We start from the raw sequence: 16,447 nt of genomic DNA, 5'->3' as shown, positions 1-16,447 counted from the left end.
CATGGCTCGGCTGATTGGCCCGGATGCGGGCTCCCGCCAGGCGCAGCACTTCGAGGACGGCACGCCGGCTGCGGAGGCGACCGCAGTGGTGTACGCGAACGCCGCCGGGACGGTCCTCGCGGACATTCGCACCTACGACGGTAGTTCCACGCCGGGTGGGGCGATCCTCAACTCGCAGGTCATCACCGACAGCTACGGCCAGTTGCCGCCGTTTTGGTTCCCCGACGGCGCTGACCGGGTGTGGGTGCGCGTCGGCGAGGACGGCCCGGTGTGGCCGGTCGACGCGGACAACAACGCCCGCTTCGACGGCCCGTTCGCCGTGGTGGATCCGCAGTGGGAGCCGGGCCGGCCGTACCGGTACGGCTACTGGGATTCGGTGTACGCGGTGGACAGCTGGGACGACGCGTCCGGCGCAAGCACCCCGAGCATCCTGTACAGCAAGATGTTCGGCGGCACGGCCACGAAGACGGGCGACGGGAACATCGACGCGCACTGGGCGAGCATCGTGCACCGCGGTCCGGGCGAGGCGGGGCTGTTCATCGGCGACGTGACCGCGCCGTCGGGTGCTGCGGGCGGCAATCTGTGGGGTGGGCACTTCCGGCTTCAGGCGGACGTGGCGGCGTCGCTTCAGGGCCTGCATGTGGATCTGGTGCCGAACGCGGCGCCGACGGGCAAGCAGACCATCGGCGTGACGATCTCGAACGCCTCGGGCGCGAACCAGTTGCAGCAGGCGGTGCGGATCACCGGCAAGTGGGAGAACTCGGTGATCGTGTACTCGGACGCTGCCGGGTTGGTGCCGATTTGGTGGATCGACAACGCCGGTGGTACGCACCTGGCCGGGATGATCTATGTCGGGACGGGTGCGTCCGCGCCGACGATCCGGTCGGGCAGTGGCAGCCCGCAGTCGGTGGTGACGGCGCCGGTGGGGTCGCTGTACATGCGCACGGACGGGTCGAATGGGCAGTTGTGGGTGAAGGGCTCCGGCACGGGCAACACCGGCTGGACCCAGCTCACGTGACCGGAAGGCGGTGAGCTGTGCCGATTCCCGCTGGCAGTATTCCGCTGGCCCCGCCGACGACGGGCCCGCTGGTGTACGACCCGGTCCTGTCGCGGGTGCGGATCAACCTGTCTGGTCTGCGCGCCACCGACGCTTTCGGCCGCACCGTGTCCGCCGGGTGGGGTACCGCCGACACGGGCCAGGTGTGGTCGGTGACCGACGGCACCGCCGCCCAGCACTCGGTCACCGGTAGCGTCGCGCAGCATTCGGTGAATGCCCTGAACACGTTGTTCCGTGATCGCCTGGACGTGGACTACGCCGACTTTGACCTGCTGATGCTCGCGAAGGTCAGTGTGAGCCCGACCGGCCTGTACCTGCGCCACCAGGTTGACTTCCGGTTCGTCGACGCCCTGAACTACTACGCGGCCCGGGTGCACATCCAAACCTCCGGCGCGATCGACCTGATGCTCATCCGCGTTCTGGGCGGCGTGGAGAGCACGTTGCAGGCGGCGGCGACGGGGCAGACCCACGTGCCAGGCACCGCCCTCGTGTTCGACGTCCAGACCCGCGGGTCGCAGTTGCGGGCGAAGGTGTGGCGCGATGGGCTGACCCCGCCACTGAACTGGCAGGTCGAGGTCACCGACGCGTCGCATCCGTCGGGTGCGGTGACGGTGGCGTCGCTGCTGCCGCCGGGGAACACGAACACGCTGCCGGTGGCGGTGCAGTACGACGGCCTGACGGTGATCCCGACGTTGACGGTGCAGCGGTCCACGGACCAGAACCGGTGGACGACTGTGCGCGGCGGGTTCGAGATGGTGCCCGACGCTGGCGTGCTGCGCTTGGACGACTACGAGTTCACGCCTGACACGGTGAACTACTACCGGGTGGGCAACCTGTTCTCGGGGTCGATTGTGCCGCCGCCCGCTGGGGTTTGGTTGAAGTCGCTGGCCCGGCCGTTCCTGAACCGGCAGGTAGTGGTGCGGGACTACTCGGACGTCGGCCGCCGGTCCCGGGCTGGCGTGTTCGACGTGAAAGGCCGATCGCTGCCGGTGGCCGTCACCGATGTGCGGGGTTCCCGGCAGTGGACGTTGGACGTCAACACGTACAGCGATAAGGAGCGTTCCGGCCTGGACTTGCTGCTCGCCTCGGGTGACGTGCTGCTGGTGCAGGTGCCGCCTAACGCGGGCCGGATCTCGGCGGTGCCGAGCGGGTATGTTCTGGTCGGTGACAGCCGGGAAGCGACACCGCCGACGGCCGAGCTGGAATGGCGGGTGTTCTCGCTGCCGTTGACGGAGGTCGCGGCACCTGGCCCGGACGTTGTGGGCACCACCTCAACCTGGCAGTCGGTGTTGAATGCTTACGCGACGTGGGCTGAGGTTTTGGCCGCGCACCCGACGTGGGCGGATCTGCAAGAACTCATCGGCGACGGCACTGAGGTGATCGTCAGCTAGAGCCGTCCAGTAGTTCAAGCCAGCGCGTTGGCCAACCGATACACGCGAAAGCTGGTGGCCTCCACCGGCCAGTAGTCGGAGATCGATCCGCACGCTGTTCCGTCGCCGAAAGTCTTCTGGCACCTGTAGAGCACGGACTCAGCCGTTTCGACGGCAATGAACTCGCAGGCGTGCGCCTCGCGGACCACGTCCCCGGCGACCACGTATCGGGTCGGCCGGTTCGGCGAGCTGACATCGGTCACGTCACTGATCGTACGGGGAGGTACCCGTGCGCCCGGTCACCGACGCGTTCCTGCGCACCGTCCGGGGCAGCCACCGGGCCGTGTTCGAAGCCCGAATCGTCACCCCCGGGCAGACAGGCGTCGACCCCAACGGCACCACCATCACCATCCTCGACGGCGACGTGCAGCTCGACGGCACCGCCGACGTTCGCTCCACCCTCGAACTCACCACCGACGGCACCGGCATGTGGCCCACCGGGTCGGGTTCCCTGCTCGCCCCCTACGGCAACGAAGTGTTCGTTCGCCGCGGCATCGCCTTCGGCAACGGCACCACCGAATGGGTGTCGTTGGGATACCACCGCATCAACACCGCCGAACAGGACGACGCCCCGTCAGGACCCATTCGGATCTCGGCCCGTGACCGCATGTCCGGCATCGTCGACGGCCGCCTGACAGCACCGCGCCCTTTCCCCGCCGCCACCACTCGGGGGGCGCTGCTCACCGCCCTCGTGGCCGAGATCTACCCGTGGGCGAGCATCGAATGGGACGACGTGGCCGCCCGCGATGATCAGATCGGCAGGCAGGTCATCGCCGAGGAAGACCGCTACGCCGTCTGCAACGAGGTCGTCACCAGTGCGGGCAAAACGTGGTGGTGGGATCACCGGGGCGTCCTCGTGATTCGTACCTCCACCCCCGCCAGCCGCCCCGTGTGGGAGGTCAACCACGGGGCCAGCGGGGTGCTCGTTGAGATGGGCCGGCGTCTCACCCGTGAGGGCGCATACAACGCCGTCGTGGCCACCGGGGAAGGGGCGGACACCGCCTACCCGGCCCGTGCTGTTGTCGTCGACACCAACCCCCTGTCCCCCACCTATTGGGGCGGCCCGTTCGGGAAGGTGCCCTACTTCTACAACTCGCCGCTGCTGACCAGCGTCTCCCGCGCCCGCGCCGCCGCCGCAACCACCTTGGCGCGGATGGTCGGCTTGCCCTACAGCGTTGATCTGACGGCCGTCCCCAACCCCGCGTTGGAGCCCGACGACCCGATCCGCGTCACCTACCCGGGCCGGTCGGAACTGCACGTCATCGACCGCCTGAGCATCCCCCTGACAGTCGCCGACGCCCTCACGGCGTCAACCCGCGAACAGGCCGCCGTACTTCTTGGGGAGGTGTAGGCGTGGCTTCCTACGGCTCCGACGACCTGACCCCGGTTCTCGCCCCGCAACCCACCACGGGACTGGCACTACGGCAAGGCATCGTCCGCGCCTGGAACCAGACCACAGCGGAGAACACGGTCGAGGTGTCTGGCGTGCTCGTCGACAACCTGCCCGTCCTCAACACCAACGAAGCCGCCCAGCTGGCGGCCGGCGACGTGGTGAGCATCCTCGCCGCAGGCAGCGCCGTCGGCTCGTGGGCGGTCCTCGGCAGGCTCACCATCCCCGGCACCCCCGAAGCCGCATCCGCCCTGCGCCTGGTGTCCTCCCGGATCGTCGCCGCCGTCGACAACTCGACCGGAACCCTCACCGCACCGACCCCTGTGTACACCGACCTCGCCGGTGTCAGCGCCGGACCGTCCGTGACGGTCAACATCAGCAGCAGCGGCAAAGCCCTGGTCATGTTCGGTGTGGAGACAGCGTGGGCTGGCTCGGTTCCGGACGGCCTCGGCGCGTACGCATCCGTCGCCGTATCCGGTGCGACGGTAATCAGCGCCAGCCCGCAGTGGGGCGTCGGGCATGACGTTAACCCGGTCAACGAGGCGGAAACGTTCACCGCGTCGAAGCATCACCTGTTCACCGGCCTTACCCCGGGCTCGAACACGTTCACCATGAAGTACCGGATGTACACGGTCACCGGCTCGGGCACCCCGACGGTGTCGTTCCGCGAGCGGGAAATAGCCGTGTTCGCGCTCTAAGGGTTCGGCCACACGTTGTAGGCGCACCCGCCGAGCTGGTAGTTGATGGCTCGCATGACCGGCGCCGGCCCTGATCCGGGGCATTCCTGGTGGGCGTGGCCGAGTAGGTGCCCCAGTTCGTGTAGCACGATCCAGGCCCGCTGGTCGGTGAGGGTGCCGCCGACCTTCGCGAACCTCGGGCCGAGGGTCATCCACGCGTCCTCGGTGATCAAGGCCAGGTGGTCGTCTCGGTAGGCCATGCCGATGTGCCCGCCGAGGCCCTGCGTGCCGCCGATGCCCGGCTCAACGATCCGCAGCGTCCACTGATCGAAGTCGGCGTGCCAGGCACGGCGGTCGTTGACGATCCGCCCTATTTCGGCCGCCACCTGCGCGTGCGTGACGCCGACCCCTTGGTCGATCTCCACGGCCGGCGGCTTGTATACGGCCTGCTCGGCGGCGTCGGCGGGTTGTCCGGCGAGCACATTCAGCCAGGCGGCGGCGGCAGCAGCCGCAAGCAGTGCGGCTATCACGCCCATCGCAACGACTCGCCTCACTGTCACCCCCCGGGATCGCCTCGGGGTCGACGGTAGCCCACCCCCACCACCCGTCTCAGGAGGCGCGCATGCCCGGCACCACCGCGAACTTCGCGTTCCCCTACCAGACCGACAGCGACGCGCCCAACGGGCCGCTGCTCGGTCAGCAGCTCGCCGAAGCGGTCGACGCCGCCATGCTGGTCCGCCGCCCACTGGTCGGCAACGGCGCGCTGTCGTCGCTGTACACGTTGACGAACACCCAGACGGACCTGGCCGGTACCACGGTGACGATCAACGTTCCGACGTCGGCCGCTGTGTACTTCGCGTCGTGGACGATGGCGGGTCAACTGATGACCGCCGGCAACATCACCGCCATCTGTCAGCTTGTTGTCGACACCGTCGCCCAGACCGCCCAGGCGATCTGGAACCCCGGCAACGTGGCTGCGGCCAGCGGATCGCCGCGTGGCGGTAAGAGCCAGCAAACCTCCGGCCTGCTGTCCGGCTCCGGCAACCACGTGTTCAAGCTTCAGGCCCAGCGGGTGTACCCCACCGGCAGCACCGGCGACATCCGCCTAGACAACGTGCACACCAACCTGTCCGTGCTGGTGATCCCGCTCTAAGGAGGCACCGCCAATGGCCACGTACGCCCAGTTGCAGGCCGAGTCGTATTGGACGCGGGAGATCGTCACCGACGAGATCGACTGGTTGGGTGACGAACTGTGCCGCCGCACGAACCGGCCCCGCACGGCGTTCGGGTCGAAGGGCGACAACGCGCATCTGCGCGGCGCCCACCGTTCGCAGGAGTGGATCGAGCGGTCGCGGTACTGCACCAGCCGCACCTACACCGTGCAGTCGGGGTTGACGGCCGAGCAGAAGCGGCACGTCGCCGGCCTGGACTTCACGCCCGGCTCCGACATGCAGATGATCGCCCAGTGCAAGCGGCTGTTGGCGGCGATGAAGGCCGGACGGCTGGACGAGGTCCGCGAGTTCTACGGCAACGTCGACGGCGACCGGATCGTCGACGGGTGGGACAACGTCGCCGACCGGGCGGCCAGTTCCGACAGTAGTCACCTCTGGCATTGGCACCTGACGATTGACCGCCGGCATTGCCGGAACAAAGCCCTGATGGAGCGCATCCTTTCGATCGCGCTGGGACTCCCGACGGAGGACGACGACATGACCCCCGAGGAACACAACTGGCTGGCCACGGTGCACAAGAACCTGACGGTGCTGGACGGCCGGAACCCGATCGGACAGGTCTACACCCGGCTGACCAACGGCACCGACGAGGTCTTCGGCAAGGACCACCAGCAGACGTTCCCGTCGCTGACGGCGCTCGGTAAGCAGCTCACCGCCGTGCAGACCCTGTTGACGGGGCTCGCCGGGAAGGACTTCACCGACGAAGACGCCATCGTGCAGGGCGTGTTGGCGTCGCTAACACCGGAGAAGATCGCCGCCGCGATCCCACCCAGCATCGCCCGGCAGGTCGCCGACGAACTCGCCCGACGTCTGGTCGCCGAGTAACTAGCCCAACTACTCATACGGGGGCCCGCGTGACCACCGCCCGCAGCCGGCCCGAGCAGGTCCGCGACCTGATCATGATGCTGGTCTTGGCCATCTGGGTGATCTACGCGGGCGCGGCCGTGACCCAACTGTTCCTCTCCGGGGCGAAAGTCCTCGAAAGCCTCCCCCCGTTCTGGTTCTGGGGCATCCCACTCGCCCCCTATTCGGCGCTGTACACGCCATGGACACGCCCAGGATCGGGTACAGGTAGCCCCGTGGAACCCACCCCGCCGCAGCCGCCGCAGCCGCCGCAACCCTCGGAGTCAGCGCCGTGACCCCGGCCGTTTATGTCCTGCTCGCCGCAGCCAGCGCAGGCGTCTACTGGGCGATCGGGTGGGCTGTACGCCGCGCCTACCTGCACACCACGAGGCAGCAAGGAGATCCCCGATGACGGTGCCGGAAGCTCTCGCCCCCCGCCGGGTGTGGAGGTGGCTGGGCACTCCCGGGTCGGTGCGGGCCATCACCGCCGGCATGGTGGTGTATGCGCTGCTGATCGGGGCGCTCGTGTTCGGGTACGCCCGGGTCAGTTCGTGTCTCGCCCAGTACGCGGACGCTTCGGCCCGGTCGACGGCCGCCAGAGCGCAGGCAGCAACGGAGGACCGTGCGGTTGATGAGGCGGACCGGCGCATCAACGACCGGGATCGGGAGGCGGCGGCCCGCGCTGATGACGCCTTGGATCGTGTGTTGATGGCGATGGCCCGCAGTGATGAGGCGGGCACGCAGGCGGCGTTCCGCGACCTGTTGAAGGTGCGGACGGAGGTCGCCCAGGTGCGCGCGGAGTCGGCGTCGGCGCGGGTGGAGAACAACGCCATCCGGGCGCGTAACGATGTGGCGCGTCGGCAGAATCCGGTGCCGCCTCCCCCGTCGCAGTCCTGCTAGCTGGCGGGATCGTCGCGCATCCACGCGCCGCCCCGCCGCACCCACCCGTCGGCGCTCCCTCGGGCGTCGATGACGGCGGGCACTTCCTGCCAGTCGCCGTCCCACATCAGTTCGGCTAGTTGCCGTTCTGCGCGCTCCCGGCTGAGGTAGGCGCGGGATTCACGCGCGGTGTCGGAGTCTTCAACCAGCCACCGACCGTCGCCCATCTGTCCGAGGGTGAGATGCCGGGCTCCGTATCCGGCGGTGTGCCCGTGCTGCCAGCGGCGTAGCCGTCGCAGGCCGGTGAGCAGCCACGGGTCTACGCGCTCGCCGTCGTCTGCCACGCCGCCGATCGTAGGGCGGCTTTCATTCCGCCGACCCGATTTAAAGGTTCGGGCGGTTTCCTTTACATCCAAGATCCCCGGAGGGCTTCATGAGCACGGGCATGCCGGCCGGGATCTGGCTGACGAAGTTCGGCGTGATCGTCCGCGACTACTTCGGCCACGTCCCCTACCAGGTCGGATCGTCGCTGAACTCGAAGCAGTGGCGTGACGTTGACGTGCGGCTGATCCTGCCGGACGACGAGTTCGCCGTCCTGTTCGGCAAGAACGCCAGCAGCGAGACCAACCCGAAGCTCGGCGCGGTCACCCTCGCGTTCGCCACGCTCGGCCAGCAGATGACCGGCCTGCCGATCGACTTTCAGATCCAACCGCAGGGCTGGGCGAACGAGCACTATCCGGGGCCGCGCAGTGCCCTCATCGAGATCACACCCGAACCCTGAGGAGGGGTCATGGACTCTGTCATCCTGCCCGAACTGCCCACCTACCTGTTCGCCCCCACCCTGGCGGGCGTTCTGTCGCTGGCGCTCACGTTCCTGCTGCCGATCATCGCCGCCCTGTTCATGCGCACCACATGGTCGGCGTTCCGCAAGGGCCTCGTCCTGTACGCGGTGGCGGCGGTGAAGACGTTCCTCGAAGCGTGGCTTCTCGCGCTCGACGCGCACGTGGCGTTCAACTTCGCGGACGCCGCCTACGCGACGCTGGTGAACTTTGGCCTCGCCGTCGTCTTCTACGTCGGCCTGCTTAAGGAAACCCGGATGCAGCAGGCGGCGATCCAGGGCGGCGTGGTTCGCAGCAAGGTCATTGACGGCACCACCACGGAGCGGCTGGTCTGATGCAGCAGCCGAGCGTGGGCCGGATGGTCCACTACGTTGCGCGTGGAAGCGCGGACGGCAGGTTCCCGAAGCGCTGCCGTGCCGCCACGATCACCGAGGTTGACGACCCGAATGGCGCAAACGCCGACCTCAACCGTGTGGGCCTGATGGTCGCCAACCCGACCGGCCTGTTCTTCCACCCGCTGGCCGACGGTGGCGGATGCAAGGAGGGGTCTGGTTGCCAGGACATCGACCACCCTGACGCAGGTGGCAGTTGGCATTGGCCGGACCGCGTCTGACCTTCCGCCCCACGATCTGGTGCCGCATCTACTCCCCAGCGGCGGCACCGACTGGCCGCCCCAGCTTGTCCGTATGCCCCGCCGCCGCGCGGGCAGGACAAGCTGGGGCGGCCTCTTTCTGTGTTGGTCGAGCGGGGCGGTCAAAGGGTGGGGCCGTACGGACAGCATCGACCTGCGGAACTGAAAGTCGCACGTGTACGCAACTATCGTTGCAGGCAGGCAAGTAACCGTTGGGAGGTCCACGATGACACGTGGTATCTGGCGTGACTTCCTGGCCGCGATGTGGGAAGCCTGCAAGCCTCCGAGCGCACGCCGGGCAGCCGAGGTGGAGGCGGAGCGGGCGCGAGGTGTGGAGCGTCTGGCTGAGGATGTGATCCTGCGCAACGCCAGCCAGCGGCGGAGGGTCAACGGCCGCTGAACCTGCCGGCCTGCGACTGGTCCCCGAGTTCATTGTCGGCGCGCAGCCGGTAGTGGCAGGGCCAAGCCGCCCAGCAGTCGCGGCATCGGCGAGGTTCTGCGTCGCAGCGTCCGTGCCGTGCCGCGAGCGCCCGCCAATGCTCACGATCCACGACTGCTATATACCCGTGACCTGCACAAACAGAACCGGCCCGGACTCAACGGGGGAGAGTTCGGGCCGGTTCCGTCGGGTGGAGTATCGCTCAGCGGGCGAACTGTCCGCCAGCGACAGCCTCCGCGAACACAGCGAACGAGGCCGGCGAGAACGTCAGCATCGGACCCTGACGGTCTTTCGTGTCCCGCACGTCGACCACCTGGCCGTCACGGACCTCCACGCAGTTGTCGCAGTTCGGCCCGGACTTGCTGGACTTGAACCACACACCCTTAGGTTGTTTCACGACCGTGCTCCCTCAACTTCGCCGACGGTCGGGTTGCCGCCGGACGTATCCACGGGGGTGGAGTTGAACGCGCCGAGGTAGTACACGTCGTTGGCGATCAGGTCAGCCAGCGCACCCGCCCGCACCCAACACCTACGGGTGCCGCAGATGGGACACCTGCCGTACCGCGGTTGATGCTCGTCGAGGATCCGCCACCAGCGGGCCACCTGCTCGGGTGTCGGCGCGGTCACCGGGCGCCGTCAAGGTTCGCGCGGATCGACGCCACCGTCACCTGCGCCTCGAAACACCAGCCGGCGGCGCACTCCCCGTCCGGGCCGCACACATGGCCGCGCAACGTCGCCATCCCGTCGGCTTCCCGATGCACCGCCACCGCCCACACCACCTCATCCCGGTTCGTCGGGTTGGGCTCGAACTCGTGGGAGAGCAGAATCAGCCGGGTGCCGCGCGGCACGTCCGCTTCAACGATCACCGCAGCCGCCTCGGGTAGCGGTGGCCGCGGTTGCGGGCAACCCACGCCGTGCCGGACGCGAACAGGTGATCGGCGTCCAAGCGGGCGTTCGTGCCTGCGCCTCTCGGCGCCGGACTGCTGCCGCGCACTATGCGCCCGTTGTGCATCCGCCACATGTCCACGACACGCCCCCTGCTGGGTGGGGGTGGCGGCCGGTCAGGCTGGGGGACTGCCCCGGCCGCCACACCTCGGGTCGGCTACAACCACCCTCGACGTCCCGTCTGCGGGCGGCTGCGCCTTTCCCCTCCGACCCTACGAACATGTCAGTACAAGTAGCTTCACAGCCTGTTAACTCAGGTCAGGGCGTGGTCCGGGTCGAGCGGGTCTACACCCACACGCACCGCCAGATCCCGCAGCTCATCCGACCCGCCCCGGCGGGCGTCACGCACCAACTGGGCGACGATCTCTCGCACCGTCGTACGCGACCGCAGCTCAGGCGCGGACACCTCATCGGCGGCCAGGAACTGGCGCACCGCCCGGTCATGGTCACCAGCGGCATAGTGCCCCCGGCCGGCGTCGATGTGCAGGCGAACGAGCCGGTTCGCGGTGCGCAACTGGCTGCGGTCCACATGGCGGGCATGCTCGGGTGCCCGCTCCGGCTCCCCGTTCTCCACCGCCACACCCACCTGCCACACGCCCACATTCGCGGGTGTGAACTCCATCCGCCACGGATCCGAGGCAACCCGGCCCGCTGCCGCACGTGCCTCCCCAAGGTGGGTGGCGACATCCCCTACCCTTCCGATGGACGCCGCCGACAGGGCTGCGTGCAGGTGCAGCATCCCGTACCAGGCGGTGGTGTCATCGCCGCCGCTGTCGCCCACCTCAACGGCGGCGGCGGACGCGGTGCGCAGCGACCGGTGCTGCCCGCCCACGGTGCCCGAGGCGAGGGCGGTTTGCGCGGCGGCGAACCGGGCTGCCGCCAGCTCGGCGGGCCGTTCCAGCATGCGCGCGGCATGTTCGGCGCGCTCCGACAAGCGAGCGGCCAAATCCACATAGCCGAACGGCTTGATCGCCAGGGCGCCGCACACGGCGGCCCGCACAAACAGGGCCAGCCCGGTCGGGTCGCCGCCGTCGGAGAGTCGCCGCGACTCGGCGAGCACCCCGGGGAGGATGCGGGCGAGCGTCGGATAGTCACACATCATGCGGGCTCGCATCGCCCGGTCCACGTCGGCGGTGAGCTGGTCGACGTTGACCGGGTCCGCACTGTCCGGGTCGTCGTCCAACGCTCCCCGCAACAACGGCACCGCCGAATACACGGCCAGGTCGTCGCGGGAGCGTGGGCGTTCCGGCTGGCCGGTGAGGTCGTTCACGGACACTCCGAGGGCGGTGGCGAGAGCGATTAGCAGGGATCGTTTGGTGACGATCCGCTGCCCGTTCTCGATCATCGAGATGTAGGCGTTCGAATAGCCGACCCGTTCGGCCAACTGTTCTTGGGTGAGGCCGGCGATGTCCCGCCAGCGTGCGACCCGGAGCCCTATGTAGTCGGTGCGTGCCATGGTGCCCTCCTGCCCGAGGGGTGTTGTGTCGCTACTCCTGCCCGAGCGCGACCAGTCTCACTGACGGTACTCGCCGCCTTTGCTGGCTGCTACCATCGTGGCAACGACGCGTCGTTTGTGGAAGCCCGGCCTGCCCGCCGGGCTTTCACCGTTTCCGGGGCCTGGCGATCAGGCACGGGCCTCTCTCGACGCGGACATCGCAGCGGCGGGCGCGTAGGCGATCGAGAGGGCTGGCACCTCTTGCGCCACCCTGGCGACAACAGCCCGATGCCATGACGCAGGCCAGTCCAGATCGGGGTGGGCGGCGCGATAGTCGGCATCACTTCGGTAGGTGAGCACTACCAGGTCGGTTTCGTTGCTAGCGAGCAGCGTTCCCACGATTGCCGTGACGAACTGCGCAGTTTCCGCTTCCAGTCCCTCCATGGCGAGCCGGACGCCGTCGGGGATCGGGTACTTACCCTGCTCCCAGTGGCGAACGGTGCGGGCGGAAACGCCGAGGTGGCCGGCAAGCCAATCGCCGGTGAGGCCGAGGTGCTCGCGGACGACCCGGAACTCGGCGTCAGTCATGCGCTCGTCCTCGGGCATATCGGTTGGGTCGGTGTACTCGGTCACCGCGTGCCTCCTTGCGCATCAGCGCGGCCCAGACGCACCGGGCCGCGCTGAGGGTGATGGGGTAGGTCAGGAGCGCCGCACGTCGGCGTAGTAGGCGTTCTGGCTGGGCTCCCACTCGCCAACCCGGTCCCAGCCGGCGTTACGGAGAATGGCGTCGGCCTCGGTGAGGGCGTCGCCGATGTCGCCGTCGGTGCGAACGTTGGTCTCGATCGCTTCCATGGCCACGTCGCCCGTCATGCCGTACTCGGGGATCTCGTTGCCTTCGCTGTCTTCGCGGTAGCCGACGACTTCGGACGTGATGACGCTGACGTCGCAGTAGTCGCCGACGACACAGTCGGAGACGTTGGTGAGGGCGGCGACGAAGTTGGGCATTGGCCGGTTCCTTCCGGTGTGGTCTGGGGCTGCTCCCCTGACCTGACAACCAAAGCCTAGCTTCCTATTTTAGGAAATGCAAGTGACTCCGCCGGTCAAGCGTCGCCGACTGCCGTGCCGCGTCCACCAAGTCGACCAACCCCCACGCGCGCACCGCTTGAACGGGCCTAGGTGCCGGGTGACGATTACCGTCACGCCGGGCGTCAACGGGTGCGGCGGGTGCATAACCGCAGGCTAGCGCCGCCCAGCAGCCCGAGGCAGCAACTCCACCCTGTCCGACATGCGCGCCAACGGCCCACCCCGCAGCACCGACAACCACTCCTCCGCCTCCGACACGACCTCAGCACGGTGCACGTCGGACCACACCCGCACCCGCCAGCCTGTGAGGCGTTCCCACCGCGGCTCCACGTCGTACAGCAGCAACGCCATCTTGTCGGCCGCCCACCGTCCGGCCAGTCGTCGCTGCTCGTCGACAGTCCCCCACATGTCGACGGTGCCGAACGTCTGGACCTCGCCGCGCCCGTCCAGCACCTGCCACGACCACGCCACGGCAGTCACCGGCGGGACCTGCGGCGGCGGCGGCGCCGCTTCCCCGGCAGCAGCAGGCCAACCGCGCTCGTGGCGATGCCGGCGCCGTAGGCGATCCCATCCCAACTGGTAGCGACCGGCCCGGAGGCGGCCTGCCATCCCACCACGCAGGTGACCGCCAGCCAGCCGCCAGCCCACGCCGCGACCTTGATCCGCTCCGGTGTCCACTCCCAAGCCCAGGCGGCGACGGCCGTGGGGGTGCTCGCTGCCGTGGCGGTACGACGCTGGCGGGGAACCCGCGCGCCCCGCACCGGCGGCTGCCAGCCAGGCTCACGTGCCTGCCGTTGCGCCACCGCCTCCCACGGCTTGATCCGCAGCGGGTTCCCCATGTTGCACTCGACGTTGTACAGCGGGCGCTCCGACTCGATCGCCGCTTTCTCCGCGGCCAACACGGCAGCCTTGCCCGCGTAAACGGTCGAGTCGACTTCCCACCGGACGATCGTGTCCGACCACGGCTGGTCGTAGATGTGCTCCATCAGCCGCACGAACGGCATCCGCACCGTCTCCCCCACATACCCGAGGACGATTCGACCCATGGTCGGGTGGCGCACCCAGAAGCGGTACAGGGCGCAGTCACGGCGGTCCGTGCCCGGCATCGAAGGCTGCGCGGTCACTGCTCGGCGTCCTCGGCAGCCTCGGCGGCCTGCGAAAGCAGATCCTCCTGCACATGCTCCACGATCTGGTAGGAGCCGTGCTTCGGCTTGAACGCGAACTTGTCCTTCTCCACCAACTCCCGCAGCACCTTCCGCGCCATCGACGTCGAGCACTTCACACCCCGGGCACGCAACGGCTTCAACGCCTCGTCGATCGCGTCAATATCCATCGGGCCGCCGTTGGCAAGCAGGATCGACGCCACCGCCTCCTTCGCGCCTTTCACATCCGCGTCACCGGCCGTTGCCGTCTGCACCGCCTCAGCCGTGGCACCCGACGCCCAATTGCCGGCAGGGCGTCCACCCAACTGCTTGCCCGCCTCAGCCCACGCCACCCACTCCGGGCCGAACGCCTCCAACGTCTCCGGCGGCAACACCGCCGGGAAGCCGATGGGCTCGTTGTTGTCGTCGAACAGCAGGTCGTACACGTTGACGGGGGCGTCCTCGTCCGACGGAATGTACGACTGCCGGGCGTGCATCGTCTGCTGCTCACCATCGGCCACCAAGCACATGCCGGGCAGCTTCGGCAACTGACGCGGATCCGCCGTCAGGGTGCCACCCGTAACAACGGACGTCAGGCTGTCAGTGGTCCGTCCGAACAGGGCGTACCCGCCGGCCAGCATGTCCCGCAGGCCACGCGACCCCGTGTCGCCCAGGGTGCCCATGTGGGTGCCGATGACAATGCGGATACCGCAGGCGCGCTGCTTGCGGGCCATCAACTCCAGCGGGCCGATGAACTCCTTGTCCTTGGCGATCTCGTGGAACTCGTCGATCGTCCACGACAAGATCGGGCCGTGAACGCGCGGATCCCAACAGATGCCGCCTTCACGCTGCCGACCCTTCTTGTCGACCCACTGATGGGAGGCCAGCATGTCGTAGCGGCGGTTCATCTCACGGATGAGCGCGTCCCTCATGATGTACGCGTCTTCGACGGTGGAGCCGGCGGCGTGCACCGCCCGCCGGAACTCCCCGTACGACTCGAACTGCTTGAAGTCGTGCAGGAAGCTCGCATACAGGCCGCGCTTCTGCCCGGTGCCCGGGTCGTCGTAGGCGAAGTAGCGTTCGATGACGAGCTGCTTGCGCAGGTTCTCCGACTTGCCCGACCCGGTGGTGCCGGTGACGATCTTCGACGGGGCACCCCACCCATACCTGTAGAACGGCTCGAACATGGGGCTGCCATCGATGTAGTAGCCGGTCAACGCGACACCCTTGTCGACGTCGATCGACTCGGGCCCCGCCCACACCTTCGCCTGAGCGAGCGGCGGGTTCGGCTGCACCAGCATCAGCACATCGTTGGGGTCGTCCTGCTCCACGAAGTTGAAGTACTTGCGGTTGACGCCGAACGTGCCGGCAATGACCCGCAGGCGTCCCTTCGCGGACTGGTCGGTGAGCATGTCGATGGCGACCGCGCCGGGCTTGGTGGCGCGGATGATGATGCCCCACCCGCCGACCACCTGCCGGTACGACTCGGGCAGCAGGATCGTGTTCGGCACCGCCCCGTTCGGATCGTCGGCAACCCACCGTGCTGCCGCGCGCATCCCCGGCGGGGTGCTCGGTGCCGCGGATTCCACAGCGGGGGCGTCCTCCACAACGGGCGTGGTCTTGCGGTGGCCGTCCACGTACGCCCGGTAGGGGCGGGAGCACACCACACCCAGTCCTGCGAGCGCGGCCATGCCGACGACGGCCCGACCGGACGTGGTGGTCCAGTCGGCCAGGTCGGCGATGCGCTCCCAACCGACAGCGGCACCGGCCGCGTAGGCGGCGATACGGGCACGACGTGCGATCTTCCGACGGCGGCGGGCTCCCGCCACCTGATCGTCAGGGTCGAAGCCGGGCTTCTTCGCCTCCGCACGCGTCAACCACCAGCGGGTCAGCCACCACGACGACCACACCACGGCAGGCATCGCCGCGAACTCTGCGGCGTCACCCCACCACGGCAGATCCGCGACATCATCCACCGCACCGACCACACCGGCGGCGGCGGTCACCGCGGCGACCCGAACGCGCTCATCGGCGACGTCCCACACCTTGCCCCACGGCAATCCGGACGTCTTCGCGGAAGTCGCCTCGGCGCTCATCTCACAGCCGTGGTCGGGGCAGAAACGGGTCTTCTCGCCGGGCAACAGCCACATCGTCTGGTCGCACGCCACAACCTGCTTGACGGGCTTGCCGTCTACCTCAACCTCAATCTCGATCTTGCCTCGGGAGCAGGCGAACCGCTCATGTGCTGTGCGCCGATTGTCCTCGTCCACCGGCACCGGATACGGGCTGTGCTGCGGCATCCCGCTGGCGTCCAGCCACAGCGTCGACCACCCGTCCGCACCCTCCGGCGGACGCGGGCCCTTACCCCTCCACTCCCGGCGCGGCAGCGGAGTCGGCCTCATCTCAGTCTTCAACGTCATGGTCG

The 16,447-nt window shown here is 68.5% G+C and carries 24 protein-coding genes; 12 read left to right on the top strand and 12 right to left on the bottom strand.

All coding sequences use genetic code 11. The features are described from left to right. Position 1 precedes the first annotated feature (1 nt). Both ACQP03_RS07610 and ACQP03_RS07605 read left to right on the top strand, forming a co-directional pair. The gene (locus ACQP03_RS07610) at positions 2-1,018 is read left to right on the top strand and encodes a hypothetical protein (RefSeq protein WP_433460691.1); all 1,017 of its coding nucleotides are present in this window, start codon (positions 2-4) and stop codon (positions 1,016-1,018) included. Between the two features lie 17 nt (positions 1,019-1,035). Further along, on the top strand, positions 1,036-2,448 hold the full coding sequence (locus ACQP03_RS07605; RefSeq protein WP_433460690.1) for a hypothetical protein: 1,413 nt from the start codon (positions 1,036-1,038) through the stop codon (positions 2,446-2,448). Positions 2,449-2,462: 14 nt separating this feature from the next. On the opposite strand, the gene ACQP03_RS07600 is transcribed toward ACQP03_RS07605, so the two are convergent. Beyond that, positions 2,463-2,690 (bottom strand): hypothetical protein, encoded by a 228-nt coding sequence (locus ACQP03_RS07600; RefSeq protein ID WP_433460689.1) that lies wholly within the window; start codon positions 2,688-2,690, stop codon positions 2,463-2,465. A gap of 26 nt (positions 2,691-2,716) precedes the next feature. On the opposite strand from ACQP03_RS07600, the gene ACQP03_RS07595 reads away from it, so the two are divergent. Together ACQP03_RS07595 and ACQP03_RS07590 are read left to right on the top strand one after the other, a co-directional pair. Next, positions 2,717-3,838, top strand: a complete 1,122-nt coding sequence (locus ACQP03_RS07595; protein WP_433460688.1) for a DUF5047 domain-containing protein — start codon at positions 2,717-2,719, stop codon at positions 3,836-3,838. Positions 3,839-3,840: 2 nt separating this feature from the next. Further along, entirely contained in the window at positions 3,841-4,575 is a 735-nt protein-coding gene (locus ACQP03_RS07590) for a hypothetical protein (RefSeq protein ID WP_433460687.1), read from the top strand. On the opposite strand, the gene ACQP03_RS07585 is transcribed toward ACQP03_RS07590, so the two are convergent. Continuing rightward, complete coding sequence (locus ACQP03_RS07585) at positions 4,572-5,108, bottom strand: DUF3152 domain-containing protein (RefSeq protein WP_433460686.1); 537 nt, start codon at positions 5,106-5,108, stop codon at positions 4,572-4,574. The two genes, ACQP03_RS07590 and ACQP03_RS07585, sit on opposite strands and share 4 nt — an antisense overlap. Positions 5,109-5,176: 68 nt before the next feature. Here ACQP03_RS07585 and ACQP03_RS07580 point away from each other — a divergent pair, with 68 nt between their 5' ends. The 4 genes from ACQP03_RS07580 to ACQP03_RS07565 all read left to right on the top strand — a co-directional run bounded on the left by ACQP03_RS07580 (position 5,177) and on the right by ACQP03_RS07565 (position 7,529). Next, positions 5,177-5,707, top strand: coding sequence for a hypothetical protein (locus tag ACQP03_RS07580; RefSeq protein ID WP_357130704.1), 531 nt, complete (start codon positions 5,177-5,179; stop codon positions 5,705-5,707). Between the two features lie 13 nt (positions 5,708-5,720). Continuing rightward, positions 5,721-6,611: a hypothetical protein gene (locus ACQP03_RS07575; protein ID WP_433460685.1), complete on the top strand. Its 891-nt coding sequence runs from the start codon at positions 5,721-5,723 to the stop codon at positions 6,609-6,611. 29 nt (positions 6,612-6,640) lie between these two features. Next, a complete protein-coding gene (locus ACQP03_RS07570; protein WP_357130710.1) occupies positions 6,641-6,925 on the top strand; it encodes a hypothetical protein in 285 nt (94 codons plus the stop codon). Between the two features lie 112 nt (positions 6,926-7,037). Next, positions 7,038-7,529, top strand: coding sequence for a hypothetical protein (locus tag ACQP03_RS07565; protein WP_357130713.1), 492 nt, complete (start codon positions 7,038-7,040; stop codon positions 7,527-7,529). Here ACQP03_RS07565 and ACQP03_RS07560 read toward each other — a convergent pair. Next, positions 7,526-7,852, bottom strand: a complete 327-nt coding sequence (locus ACQP03_RS07560; protein WP_433460684.1) for a hypothetical protein — start codon at positions 7,850-7,852, stop codon at positions 7,526-7,528. The genes ACQP03_RS07565 and ACQP03_RS07560 overlap by 4 nt on opposite strands. An 89-nt stretch (positions 7,853-7,941) precedes the next feature. On the opposite strand from ACQP03_RS07560, the gene ACQP03_RS07555 reads away from it, so the two are divergent. The 4 genes from ACQP03_RS07555 to ACQP03_RS07540 all read left to right on the top strand — a co-directional run bounded on the left by ACQP03_RS07555 (position 7,942) and on the right by ACQP03_RS07540 (position 9,378). Then, positions 7,942-8,289: a hypothetical protein gene (locus ACQP03_RS07555; RefSeq protein WP_357130719.1), complete on the top strand. Its 348-nt coding sequence runs from the start codon at positions 7,942-7,944 to the stop codon at positions 8,287-8,289. Between the two features lie 9 nt (positions 8,290-8,298). Beyond that, positions 8,299-8,682, top strand: a complete 384-nt coding sequence (locus ACQP03_RS07550; RefSeq protein ID WP_433460683.1) for a hypothetical protein — start codon at positions 8,299-8,301, stop codon at positions 8,680-8,682. After that, positions 8,682-8,960 carry a hypothetical protein gene (locus tag ACQP03_RS07545; protein ID WP_433460682.1) on the top strand — a complete coding sequence of 93 codons (279 nt, stop codon included), beginning with the start codon at positions 8,682-8,684 and terminating at the stop codon, positions 8,958-8,960. Before ACQP03_RS07550 ends, ACQP03_RS07545 begins: the two co-directional genes overlap by 1 nt. Before the next feature lie 244 nt (positions 8,961-9,204). Next, positions 9,205-9,378 (top strand): hypothetical protein, encoded by a 174-nt coding sequence (locus ACQP03_RS07540; RefSeq protein WP_433460681.1) that lies wholly within the window; start codon positions 9,205-9,207, stop codon positions 9,376-9,378. 241 nt (positions 9,379-9,619) lie between these two features. On the opposite strand, the gene ACQP03_RS07535 is transcribed toward ACQP03_RS07540, so the two are convergent. The 9 genes from ACQP03_RS07535 to ACQP03_RS07495 form a co-directional block, all read right to left on the bottom strand. Further along, on the bottom strand, positions 9,620-9,814 hold the full coding sequence (locus ACQP03_RS07535; protein WP_433460680.1) for a DUF397 domain-containing protein: 195 nt from the start codon (positions 9,812-9,814) through the stop codon (positions 9,620-9,622). Continuing rightward, positions 9,811-9,939, bottom strand: a complete 129-nt coding sequence (locus ACQP03_RS07530; protein ID WP_433460679.1) for a hypothetical protein — start codon at positions 9,937-9,939, stop codon at positions 9,811-9,813. The genes ACQP03_RS07535 and ACQP03_RS07530 overlap by 4 nt, the downstream gene beginning before the upstream one ends. A gap of 101 nt (positions 9,940-10,040) precedes the next feature. Continuing rightward, positions 10,041-10,283, bottom strand: a complete 243-nt coding sequence (locus ACQP03_RS07525) for a hypothetical protein (RefSeq protein ID WP_433460678.1) — start codon at positions 10,281-10,283, stop codon at positions 10,041-10,043. A gap of 332 nt (positions 10,284-10,615) precedes the next feature. Continuing rightward, positions 10,616-11,818, bottom strand: coding sequence for a helix-turn-helix domain-containing protein (locus ACQP03_RS07520; protein ID WP_433460677.1), 1,203 nt, complete (start codon positions 11,816-11,818; stop codon positions 10,616-10,618). 168 nt (positions 11,819-11,986) lie between these two features. Next, on the bottom strand, positions 11,987-12,430 hold the full coding sequence (locus ACQP03_RS07515; protein WP_433460676.1) for a helix-turn-helix domain-containing protein: 444 nt from the start codon (positions 12,428-12,430) through the stop codon (positions 11,987-11,989). Between the two features lie 66 nt (positions 12,431-12,496). Further along, entirely contained in the window at positions 12,497-12,802 is a 306-nt protein-coding gene (locus tag ACQP03_RS07510) for a hypothetical protein (protein ID WP_433460675.1), read from the bottom strand. Positions 12,803-13,036: 234 nt separating this feature from the next. Further along, positions 13,037-13,360, bottom strand: a complete 324-nt coding sequence (locus tag ACQP03_RS07505) for a hypothetical protein (protein ID WP_433460674.1) — start codon at positions 13,358-13,360, stop codon at positions 13,037-13,039. Next, positions 13,357-14,004 (bottom strand): hypothetical protein, encoded by a 648-nt coding sequence (locus ACQP03_RS07500; protein ID WP_433460673.1) that lies wholly within the window; start codon positions 14,002-14,004, stop codon positions 13,357-13,359. The genes ACQP03_RS07505 and ACQP03_RS07500 overlap by 4 nt, the downstream gene beginning before the upstream one ends. After that, positions 14,001-16,442, bottom strand: a complete 2,442-nt coding sequence (locus tag ACQP03_RS07495; RefSeq protein ID WP_433460672.1) for a hypothetical protein — start codon at positions 16,440-16,442, stop codon at positions 14,001-14,003. Before ACQP03_RS07495 ends, ACQP03_RS07500 begins: the two co-directional genes overlap by 4 nt. Positions 16,443-16,447: the final 5 nt, after the last annotated feature.

It is taken from the genome of Micromonospora sp. CA-248212, assembly GCF_050948405.1.
Taxonomy (GTDB): domain Bacteria; phylum Actinomycetota; class Actinomycetes; order Mycobacteriales; family Micromonosporaceae; genus Micromonospora.
This window is presented reverse-complemented; position numbering and strand designations above follow the sequence as displayed.

What these genes read in the sequence shown, in the direction of transcription:
- ACQP03_RS07565 (WP_357130713.1), top strand. Translation starts at nt 7,038, where the DNA reads ATGACGGTGCCGGAAGCTCTCGCCCCCCGCCGGGTGTGGAGGTGGCTG.
- ACQP03_RS07550 (WP_433460683.1), top strand. Translation starts at nt 8,299, where the DNA reads ATGGACTCTGTCATCCTGCCCGAACTGCCCACCTACCTGTTCGCCCCC.
- ACQP03_RS07540 (WP_433460681.1), top strand. Translation starts at nt 9,205, where the DNA reads ATGACACGTGGTATCTGGCGTGACTTCCTGGCCGCGATGTGGGAAGCC.
- ACQP03_RS07520 (WP_433460677.1), bottom strand. Translation starts at nt 11,818, where the DNA reads ATGGCACGCACCGACTACATAGGGCTCCGGGTCGCACGCTGGCGGGAC.
- ACQP03_RS07580 (WP_357130704.1), top strand. Translation starts at nt 5,177, where the DNA reads ATGCCCGGCACCACCGCGAACTTCGCGTTCCCCTACCAGACCGACAGC.
- ACQP03_RS07495 (WP_433460672.1), bottom strand. Translation starts at nt 16,442, where the DNA reads ATGACGTTGAAGACTGAGATGAGGCCGACTCCGCTGCCGCGCCGGGAG.
- ACQP03_RS07555 (WP_357130719.1), top strand. Translation starts at nt 7,942, where the DNA reads ATGAGCACGGGCATGCCGGCCGGGATCTGGCTGACGAAGTTCGGCGTG.
- ACQP03_RS07510 (WP_433460675.1), bottom strand. Translation starts at nt 12,802, where the DNA reads ATGCCCAACTTCGTCGCCGCCCTCACCAACGTCTCCGACTGTGTCGTC.
- ACQP03_RS07575 (WP_433460685.1), top strand. Translation starts at nt 5,721, where the DNA reads ATGGCCACGTACGCCCAGTTGCAGGCCGAGTCGTATTGGACGCGGGAG.
- ACQP03_RS07610 (WP_433460691.1), top strand. Translation starts at nt 2, where the DNA reads ATGGCTCGGCTGATTGGCCCGGATGCGGGCTCCCGCCAGGCGCAGCAC.
- ACQP03_RS07545 (WP_433460682.1), top strand. Translation starts at nt 8,682, where the DNA reads ATGCAGCAGCCGAGCGTGGGCCGGATGGTCCACTACGTTGCGCGTGGA.